Below are 8,798 nucleotides of genomic sequence, written 5' to 3'. Positions count from 1 at the left end.
GCATCACCTGCTGGGCACCGGCGACGCGCAGCAGGTTCACGACCTTCTTGCCGTCGCCATACGAAGTCGCCAGCGCCAGCACCTGGTCGAGCACCGCGGCGTCGCTGACCTCGCCGGTGAGCACGAGGCTGCTTTCCGCGGCCTTGACCTTGATGCCGCGTTCTTCCGGCACCAGGTCGGCCAGCAGCGACTGCAGCGTTTCCGGATCGACGGTCACGATGATGTCCTTCACGTGGCAGCGTCCTTCCGCATCCTGCAGGATCACGTTCATCGAGCCCGCCTTGCGGCCGAGGACGAACAATTCGTTCGGCGCCAGCAGCGTGATGCGCACTTCCGAGACGCCGTCCAGTTCCTGTGCCGCGGCCGGTGCGGGCGGCTGGAGTGCCTGCAGGCCGGCCGGCAGGGCGGGATATGGGGCCGGCTGTGCCATGGCCGTCCGCTGGCCGGGCTGGGCGCCGCCGACGGCCATGCGGACGACGGAATACGGCAGCATCACGACGGTGGATTTGCCGAGCGTGACGTACGACGGCTTTTCGACCTGGGTCGCGCTGCACTGGCGCAGCACGGCGCTTTCTGGCCTGGTTGCGGCGGCGGCGGCGTTCGCGGCGCTGGCGTTGGCGCAGCAGAGCGCGGCGGCTGCCAGGGTGGTGAGGGCGGTATGGCGCACGGTTGACTCCTGTCCGGTTGGTATTCGTGTCGGTTCAGTTGAAGCAGCTCAGCCTGCTCGACCCATCCGGCATTTCGATGACTTCCACGCAGTGGCCCGGTTTGGCCGGTTGCGGCTGTGGTTGCGGCTTCGCGATCTTGACCGGCGCGGCCGCCTTGAACACCTTGGCCTCGCCCAGCAGATCGTTACGGGTGAAGCCCGCAGTGTTGACGGTGGCTTCGTCGGTCTGGTTGCGCAGGGCGAGCGACAGGGTGCCGATGCTGCGTGCCAGGTCGAGCTTTTCCGAATCGGCCAGCGACAGTTCGAGCGTGACGGCGTTGACGACCTTCGGCTTGGTGTCGTCGCGGCTGGCTTCCTGGGCCACGGCCAGGACGAGCACGTGTTCCAGCACGGTCTTGCTGATCGGTTTCGCCTCGCCCTTGCCTTCGTCGCGCTGGGCGTGGACGAGGATGTCGACATAGTTGCCGGGGAGGGCGAAGCCGGCCACGCCGACGACGTCGTTGACGCGCACCGTCATTGCCCGCTTGCCTTCGGCGATCACCGCGGACAGGCCGCCCATCGTGCCGACCGGGGCCAGCTTGCCCTCGATGACGGCTTCGCCGCGCACCACGTCCAGCTTGACGACACGGGCCTTCAGCAGCGCCGGATCCGTGACGGCGCCGGTGGGCAGCGCGGAAGAGGGCCAGTCGATCGTCGTCAGCATCTCGGGTTCGAGCCGGCTGCCGGCGGGGATGTCGACCGTGGCCACGACCACCTTGTTGGCGGCGACATTCGTGTGCCGGCCGACCCAGTTATTGGCATAGACGGCCGCAACGAGGCCGAGGACGGCTGCCAGCAGCAGCAGGGACAGTGCCTTGATGTTTTTCATGATGTCACCCGGGGATCGAGTTCAAAGGAAACCGTAGTGCGCGGCGACGACGGTGGTGATCGTGCCGATGGCGATCGGGACGCCGTACGGCAGCTTGCCCACGGAACCCCAGCCGGTCGTCGCCATGCGGACCGGGACGCCGGCCGCCACCGCGATGCCGCCCAGGTGCACCATCCGCAGGATATTGCCCAGCATCGTGCGCAGGTTGCCATGCCGCAGCGCGAACACGATGGCGCAGACGCCGCCGGCGGACAGCGAGCCGATCAGTGCCAGCGGGATCGCCTGCAGGCCGAGCAGGGCACCGGTCATCGCCATCAGCTTGACGTCGCCGGCGCCGGTCAGTTGCAGCAGCCACATCGGGAACAGCACGCCGAAGCCGATGCCTGCGCCGGCCAGTGCCCACAGGAAGCCGTGGTGGCCCCAAAACGGCACGAAGGCGCTGTACACCAGGCCGAATGCGAGCCCCGACAGCGTCAGCCAGTTGGGGATGCGCTGGTGGCGCACGTCGGACACGGCGGCCACGACCAGCAGTGTGAACAGCACGATCGTCCGCGGGTTCGTGACGAGCATCCTGGTCAGTTCGAGAAAGGCGTCCAGCTCATTCATCTCATACACTCCTCGTTTGATTCTGGTCAGATCAACTGTTTGATTAGCGTCAATCCATGGAACAAAGTCTATCGATCCGGAAATGCCCTTACATCAGCCGGGTGTCACTGTTTTGCTAGGCGAAGCTCCTGTTTGTCGGGGGGGACCCAGTACAAAACGCCTAGTCGGGTCGGCTCGGTTCCATTCCATGTGGGCAGCCCTTGTATATCGCGGGTCGTCTCCTATGCTGCAAAGACGGCGGCAGATGCCGCGGCGACAGGCGGAGGCGACGATGACGGGCTTGAAAAACGAGGTGGTCGACGGCCTGCGGGCCGCCCTGAGAGGTGCGCTGTTGCAGCCGGGCGACGCGGACTATGACGGTGCGCGCCAGATCTGGAACGCGATGATAGCCCGGCGTCCGGGGCTGATCGTGCGCAGCGCCGGGACGGCCGACGTGTGCACGGCCGTCGCGTTCGCACGCGACCATGGCCTGCCGCTGGCCGTGCGCGGTGGTGGCCACAACATCGCCGGCAATGCGCTGTGCGACGACGGGCTCGTGATCGACCTGTCCGGCATGCGCGGCGTGCGTATCGACCAGGACGCGTGCCTTGCCTACGTCGACGGCGGCGCGCTGCTGGGCGACGTCGACCACGAGACGCAGGCCTGCGGACTGGCCGTTCCGCTAGGCATCAATTCAACGACGGGCGTGGCCGGCCTCACGCTGGGCGGCGGCTTCGGCTGGCTGTCGCGCATGCTGGGACTGACGGTGGATTCCCTCGTCGGCGCGGAGATCGTGACGGCGGATGCACGCCGGCGCCACATCGGCCCGCGCCAGGAACCGGACCTGTTCTGGGCCATCCGCGGCGGCGGCGGCAACTTCGGCGTCGTCACGTGCTTCGAGTTCGCGCTGCATGCCGTGGGGCCGGCCGTCACGGCCGGGCTGGTCGTGTTCCCGGCCACGCAGGGTGGCGAGGTGCTGCGCCGCTACCGCGACTACGTCGATACGCTGCCCAACGATGTCTCCATCTGGGCCGTGCTGCGCAAGGCGCCGCCGCTGCCGTTCCTGCCGCCGGATGTGCACGGCCAGGATATCGTCGCACTGGCCGTGTTCTCGCCGCGCCCCGTGGACGAAGCGGAACCCGTGCTCGCGCCCGTGCGCGCGTTCGGCACCGTGCTGGGCGAGCACGTGGGCGCGGTGCCGTACGCGGCGTGGCAAAAGACGTTCGACCCGCTGCTGGCGCCGGGCGCGCGCAACTACTGGAAGTCGCACAACTTCACGACACTCTCCGACGACGCGATCGACATCGTGCTGCGCTACGCCGGCAGCGTGCCGACGCCGCAGTGCGAGATCTTCCTGGGCCTGATCGGCGGCCGCGCCAACGAGCCGGCGGTGGACGCCACCGCTTATCCGCACCGCAACGTGACGTATGCGATGAACGTGCACGGGCGCTGGCTGGAGGCGGCCGACGACGCCCGCTGCGTGGGCTGGGCACGCGAATTCTTCGCCGCCGTGGCGCCGCACGCGGCCGGCAGCGTCTACATCAACTTCCTCACCCAGGACGAGGGCTCACGCATCCGCGAGGCGTACGGGCCGAACTGGGACCGGCTCGTGCAGGTGAAGCAGCGTTACGATCCGGACAATCTGTTCCGCTATAACCACAACATCGCGCCGGCAGGATAAGGCAGGCGTACCAAGGGCCGTGCGGTCGCGCACAGACGACGGCAAGGGTGGGGCCGATGATGCCCCACGCAACGGCCATTCCGGCCGAGGAGACGATCATGGATTCGATCAACCGCAACCAGCCCGAAGCCAACCGCCGCGACCTCAGCGGCCGCGATGCGATCAAGCGCGTCAAGGACATGGTGAACGACGTCGACACCTGTTTCTTCTGCACGGCCGGCGCGACCGGCTCGACGAACGGCGTGCGCCCGATGAGCGTGCGCGACACGGACGATGTCGGCAACCTGTGGTTCCTGAGTGCGAACGACAGCCACAAGAACCACGAGCTGGCCGCCAACCCTGCCGTCAAGCTGTACTTCCAGCGCGACGCCCACGCCGGCTTCCTGGAACTGGAAGGCCGTGCCGACGTGATGCAGGACCGCGCCCGCATCCACAAGCTGTGGAACCCGATGCTGAATACCTGGTTCACGGAAGGGGAGGACGATCCGCGCATCAGCGTCATCCGGTTTACGCCGCAGTCGGGGTATTACTGGGACAACAAGCACGGCAATCTCGTGGCGGGTGCCAAGGTTGCCGTGGGGGCGCTCGTTGGCAAGACGCTCGACGATTCGATCGAAGGACGGTTGGCGTTCTGAGCGAGTTCAGCGTTAGCCGGGTCGATACTGGCACCGTGTTTTCGTGCGTTGCGGTATCACGCGCCAACACATCCTCCCCAGCCTGCAAGTCAGGGAGTATCCCGCACTTGGGCACGACTAGCGGCCAAGCCAAATTTCAATGTAACCGGTTTTCGCCGTTGGATCGTCAGATTTGCTGGCCACTACATTATTAGTGTTCAAATAGAACCGCATGAATTCAGCTATCTTCTCGGACTGAGCCTTGTCGCTGGCATTGAAATAACGGATTTCCGGATGTTCCGGCCGGCCAGCGTCTTCCTTGACACGCGCACCCACCAGCGCAAAGCCTGCTGATTTTAATTCCTCCTTCAGGCGAGGAAAATCGTTCGCTTTGTCCCTTTTTCCTGCCAATAGATAAACCCGTGCATTATCGACGCTGGGCGCGGCCAGTTTGGGACTCGATGCACTTGACTCCAATGATGCTCCGGTGCCTGGTTTGCGCGTCTTTAGGTAGGCGGTCACCCGAGTCCTGATACCATCGTCGGACACAAGACCGGCATTGACTTGCCCAGGGCAATGTCAACTTGCGGCGGTTGCGTGGTTGTCATGGGTCGCTCCTCCGAAAGGGGCGAACCTGTCGAGGTTCTTGGTCCGACGATACCGTCTCGGATGAAAATCGGGTTTGCGCTCCACCGAGCACGCTGGAAATTGCGGAAGGCCGCTTCGGTTGGTGGACCGAAACAGCCACCTTCTTGAATTTCGAAAAGTTATTACAAGCGCTTCCCTGGCGCTCTGGCATCAGTGCTCCCCTGAGGAGCCCGGCCCGACTGATAGGTTTTATCCTTCGGGGCCCACGCAGGGCAGACACGCCGCTCAGATCGCAAGCATGCAGCGCACGATCGCGTTGGCAACCGCCGCGTTGCGCACGTCGCTGTGGTCGTGAATGTAATCATCGGACCGGAGGTTGTAGACGCCACTCTTCATGAAGTCGTACTCCGCTTCTGCGTCGCCCAATGTATTTGGGCTCTCCTTTTTTTCTGCGGTATGTTGCGCGCCGTTGCGTCCCATGCCGCCGTAGGGGTCGTTTTCGTCTCCCATTGCCGAAGCGTTGTCGCGGGTGATACGAGACGCCAGTGGATACGCGATGCCGACAGCGCGGTCGTTCTTCGTATGCGTGATGATGATCGGCCCCGATACCCGCCAGTCCTGGACTACCGATCGGAACGCGCCCTCGGGTACGTCCTCGTCGTCGTCCTTCTTGGCGAATCCGTTATGTGAAAATGCGGCCTGCAGCAGGCTGACCGTGACGTCCGGGGTGCCCGGCGGCAGCGCGCTTGCCGCAGCTGTGACCACGCGGCCGCCGAAACTGTGGCCGGCGAAATGCAGGCGCGCCTGGGGAGCCTTTTGGCGGATGAGCATCGCCATCTTGGCCACGCCGGTACGGCCGACCAGGCCGGCCCGCTGCTTCATGTCGCAGTAGGTCGTAAAGTTGGCGATACGCCGCGCGGCCGCGACGACACCATTGAACATGTCGCCAAGACCGGCCGCGCCCCCCGCCGCGTCTACGTCCGCAGCGCCGCCGCCGGCGGCCGGGCCGGTCGGCGCAGGGACTGCATCGTTGAGCCGTTCGAAAATGGCAACGGCGTTGTCGGTGAAGAACTCGGTTGAACAGTCGTCGTCGTGCGCCGATCCGACGTCGACGAGCGCTCGCAGCTCTGACAGGAACTCGGCCTTGCCCGCGTCGCTGTCAAGCTTGGAGATGGCGGCCCTGGCGCGCTCGATGATCTCGACCCGGACCGGATCGGGCGTATTCTCCCCCAGCCGCCGCGGTGCGATCGTGAGGTTGTCGAGCATTTTTTCCAGTGACTTGGTGGACTCGCCGCCGTCCACCGACGCGGCACCGCCTCCTGGTATCAGATCGGGGTCGTCGAAGCGCTTGCTCGGCCAATAGACCTGCACCACCATGATCTTTCTGTCTCCCCACGCGACCGACGGGGCCTTCAGACACGCCTCGATGTTGCCGGTCAGTTCTTGATACAGTTCCGCCGCCTCGTCCTTATTGTTGTTCCACCCGTGCGACAGGAGCAGGACGTCGCTCGCCTGCGCCACCGCGTCGAGCACGGCTTGTAGCTGCGTTGGATCGTAGACCGCGCCATCGCGGTCAAATTCGACATCGAATTTTGCGAGTGCCATATTATCTCCCGGGTTGTTCGTATCGATCGCTAAACAAGTTGGATGGCGCGCATCAGGTCGACCATGCCGTGACCTTCAAAGTACTGCTCGCGTCCGAGCGACGTCGCGCTGTCGAGAAAGATGCGCTTCACTTCCAGCGGCTTGCCGATGAACTCGCGGTGAATGGACAGGAACGCGGCCACGGCTCCGGAGACGTGGGGCGCAGCCATGCTCGTGCCGCTGTCGTCGACGTAGTAGGCCGGGTTGGTCGTCGCGGCAGTGGTCGTCCCGGTCGTATCGGTCCCAGTCGTATCGGCCCCGGCTGTATCCACCGTGGCCGCGCCGGCGGCAATCGCCGCGGGAGCGGGTGGGGCAGGCAGGCCGGTGAGCGCCTTTTGCAATTTCGCTCCAGCCGCGCAGGACGTGATCCGTTCGCCCGGCGCCACCAGGTCGGGTTTGAGCCTGCCGTCAGCAGTGGGACCCTTCGACGAGAAATAGGACACGCCGTACGTATGGGGCGAATCGCGGTGCGTAGCGCCCACCGTGATCGCATCGGCCGCGTTCCCGGGGTCGTTGATGGTGTTTGAAAGGCCGACCTTGGAGGTGCCTACGGATGCTGCGACTGTCCCGAATCCGGTGTTTCCGGCAGCAGCGACGACGACCACGCTTTCCTGGACCAGCCGGTTGACCGCGTTGCACAACGGGCTTTGTCCGCATGCGAACATCTCGGGGTCGAATTCGTAGCCCACGCTCAGATTGACGCCGTGCACACGCATGAGCTTTGGGTTGTCGTTCAGCTTTTCGCGGACATACTCGAGCGCCTTGATGATCTGGCTTGCGCGACCCTTGCCGTTCTTGTCCAGGACGCGCAGGCTGACAATCTTGGTTAGCGGCGCAACGCCGTGCAGGGCGGTACCGAGTGGGTCGCAGGGTCTGTCGGGGAGATGGCGCGCCGCATACGACTGGTCGACCTTGTTTCCATTTTTGTCCACGTTGAAACGGCGTTCGCACACCACGACCCCCGCATTCGATGGCGCGCGCCCGGAGACGATGCCGGCGACATGTGTGCCGTGACCGAAGTCGTCGGTCATGGCCCACGTGCGATGTTCGTTGAGTAGTGCCTCGCGTTCGGCGGGAGTCCTCTTCTCGTCGTCGTCCGGGTCTGGCAACAGCACGAGTTTGCCCTGTCCGTCGCGGTCGATTTCTGCGAAGCACCGGTGCAGGCCGACGACTTCCTGCGCGTGCAGGATATGCGCATCAAGCTCGGCCTGGGTCGCGCGGTGCCCGAAGTGCGGGTGATTACCGTCGATACCGGAATCGATGACGGCCCAGACGATCCCTTCCCCGGTTGCGTTGAACGACCGCATTGCRGCGTCCGCCTTGATCGTGGCGACTGAACGGTCAGTATGGGCTTGCAGTTCGAAGTCCGGCCAGAGACGGTAGACCGCGCGCTGCTTCCGTACTTTCTTTTCATCCTCGGCAATGAGCTCGGACCATTCGTTATCGCTGAGATCGCAACGAATATAGGACTTGTCGAGCTTTAGCGGCTTCCGTCGGAAGCCGCGAGCGCGATCGCCAGCGACGTTATGCCTGATAACGTGGTTATACATCTCGAGGAAACACTTTTCGGCCTCCGGCAGGCCCCCGACATGCTCGACATTCAATTCAACGATATAGGGGCCGAGAACGTGGGGTCTGTCGGGCGGGGGCAGGCCCCATTTCGCCCGCTGTCTCGCGTCGGTCAGTTGGGGCGGCACGGTGGTGCGCGCGAAATTGCTGGCTATGCCGTTGGCCGAGGCAGGCCATTGCCGGAGGTTGTTCTTTTGTCCTAACGACGGACGTGCTGGCTTATTGCCCGGAGCGGTACCGGCCGAGTATTTCTTCGGGGATCGCGTAAGCCAACTAACATTCAGATCCTGGTGTCGAGCGCTATGTTAGACAAAAGCAGCAGCGAGATTTATCCGGAACTATTTGACATTAATCAAACATACGAGTCAATGCTTAATGCGTATTTGTAAATCTTCTTGCAGCATGCACTGCAGGTTCTTTTTATTTCCATAACAACAGCAGACAGTTCGCTGGAAATTTATTATTAGGAAATTAAAATTAATGGAGTGAAATAACCGATGTTCTTGAGGTGATGTCGCGCGTCATGAACCGCCGCGTTTGATTGCCGCCAAGATCGAGGCAACGCTACGTGCGAGCTTGGAT

General features: G+C 63.8%; 8 protein-coding genes. 2 read left to right on the top strand and 6 right to left on the bottom strand.

Translation table 11 applies throughout. The annotated features are described in order from the left end of the window. The 3 genes from AC1DYX_RS23885 to AC1DYX_RS23875 form a co-directional block, all read right to left on the bottom strand. On the bottom strand, window positions 1-667 hold a 667-nt coding region (locus AC1DYX_RS23885; protein WP_477263482.1), incomplete at its 3' end, for a pilus assembly protein N-terminal domain-containing protein. 34 nt (window positions 668-701) lie between these two features. Next, a complete protein-coding gene (gene cpaB / locus AC1DYX_RS23880) occupies window positions 702-1,535 on the bottom strand; it encodes a Flp pilus assembly protein CpaB (RefSeq protein ID WP_477263480.1) in 834 nt (277 codons plus the stop codon). Between the two features lie 21 nt (window positions 1,536-1,556). Continuing rightward, window positions 1,557-2,141, bottom strand: coding sequence for an A24 family peptidase (locus AC1DYX_RS23875; RefSeq protein ID WP_477263478.1), 585 nt, complete (start codon window positions 2,139-2,141; stop codon window positions 1,557-1,559). Window positions 2,142-2,412: 271 nt separating this feature from the next. On the opposite strand from AC1DYX_RS23875, the gene AC1DYX_RS23870 reads away from it, so the two are divergent. Together AC1DYX_RS23870 and AC1DYX_RS23865 are read left to right on the top strand one after the other, a co-directional pair. Further along, window positions 2,413-3,801 carry an FAD-binding oxidoreductase gene (locus AC1DYX_RS23870; protein WP_477263476.1) on the top strand — a complete coding sequence of 463 codons (1,389 nt, stop codon included), beginning with the start codon at window positions 2,413-2,415 and terminating at the stop codon, window positions 3,799-3,801. A gap of 98 nt (window positions 3,802-3,899) precedes the next feature. Continuing rightward, window positions 3,900-4,436, top strand: coding sequence for a pyridoxamine 5'-phosphate oxidase family protein (locus AC1DYX_RS23865; RefSeq protein WP_477263474.1), 537 nt, complete (start codon window positions 3,900-3,902; stop codon window positions 4,434-4,436). Window positions 4,437-4,553: 117 nt separating this feature from the next. On the opposite strand, the gene AC1DYX_RS23860 is transcribed toward AC1DYX_RS23865, so the two are convergent. The 3 genes from AC1DYX_RS23860 to AC1DYX_RS23850 all read right to left on the bottom strand — a co-directional run bounded on the left by AC1DYX_RS23860 (window position 4,554) and on the right by AC1DYX_RS23850 (window position 8,344). Then, window positions 4,554-4,937, bottom strand: a complete 384-nt coding sequence (locus tag AC1DYX_RS23860; RefSeq protein ID WP_477263472.1) for a hypothetical protein — start codon at window positions 4,935-4,937, stop codon at window positions 4,554-4,556. Window positions 4,938-5,288: 351 nt separating this feature from the next. After that, window positions 5,289-6,608, bottom strand: coding sequence for a hypothetical protein (locus AC1DYX_RS23855; RefSeq protein WP_477263470.1), 1,320 nt, complete (start codon window positions 6,606-6,608; stop codon window positions 5,289-5,291). A 29-nt stretch (window positions 6,609-6,637) separates the two neighbouring features. After that, the gene (locus AC1DYX_RS23850; protein WP_477263468.1) at window positions 6,638-8,344 is read right to left on the bottom strand and encodes a S8 family peptidase; all 1,707 of its coding nucleotides are present in this window, start codon (window positions 8,342-8,344) and stop codon (window positions 6,638-6,640) included. Window positions 8,345-8,798: the final 454 nt, after the last annotated feature.

It is taken from the genome of Massilia sp. P2_C2 (assembly GCF_056404615.1).
This window is presented reverse-complemented; position numbering and strand designations above follow the sequence as displayed.

Coding starts and splice junctions, on each gene's coding strand:
- cpaB (WP_477263480.1), bottom strand. CDS start 1,535: ATGAAAAACATCAAGGCACTGTCCCTGCTGCTGCTGGCAGCCGTCCTC.
- AC1DYX_RS23875 (WP_477263478.1), bottom strand. CDS start 2,141: ATGAATGAGCTGGACGCCTTTCTCGAACTGACCAGGATGCTCGTCACG.
- AC1DYX_RS23870 (WP_477263476.1), top strand. CDS start 2,413: ATGACGGGCTTGAAAAACGAGGTGGTCGACGGCCTGCGGGCCGCCCTG.
- AC1DYX_RS23865 (WP_477263474.1), top strand. CDS start 3,900: ATGGATTCGATCAACCGCAACCAGCCCGAAGCCAACCGCCGCGACCTC.
- AC1DYX_RS23855 (WP_477263470.1), bottom strand. CDS start 6,608: ATGGCACTCGCAAAATTCGATGTCGAATTTGACCGCGATGGCGCGGTC.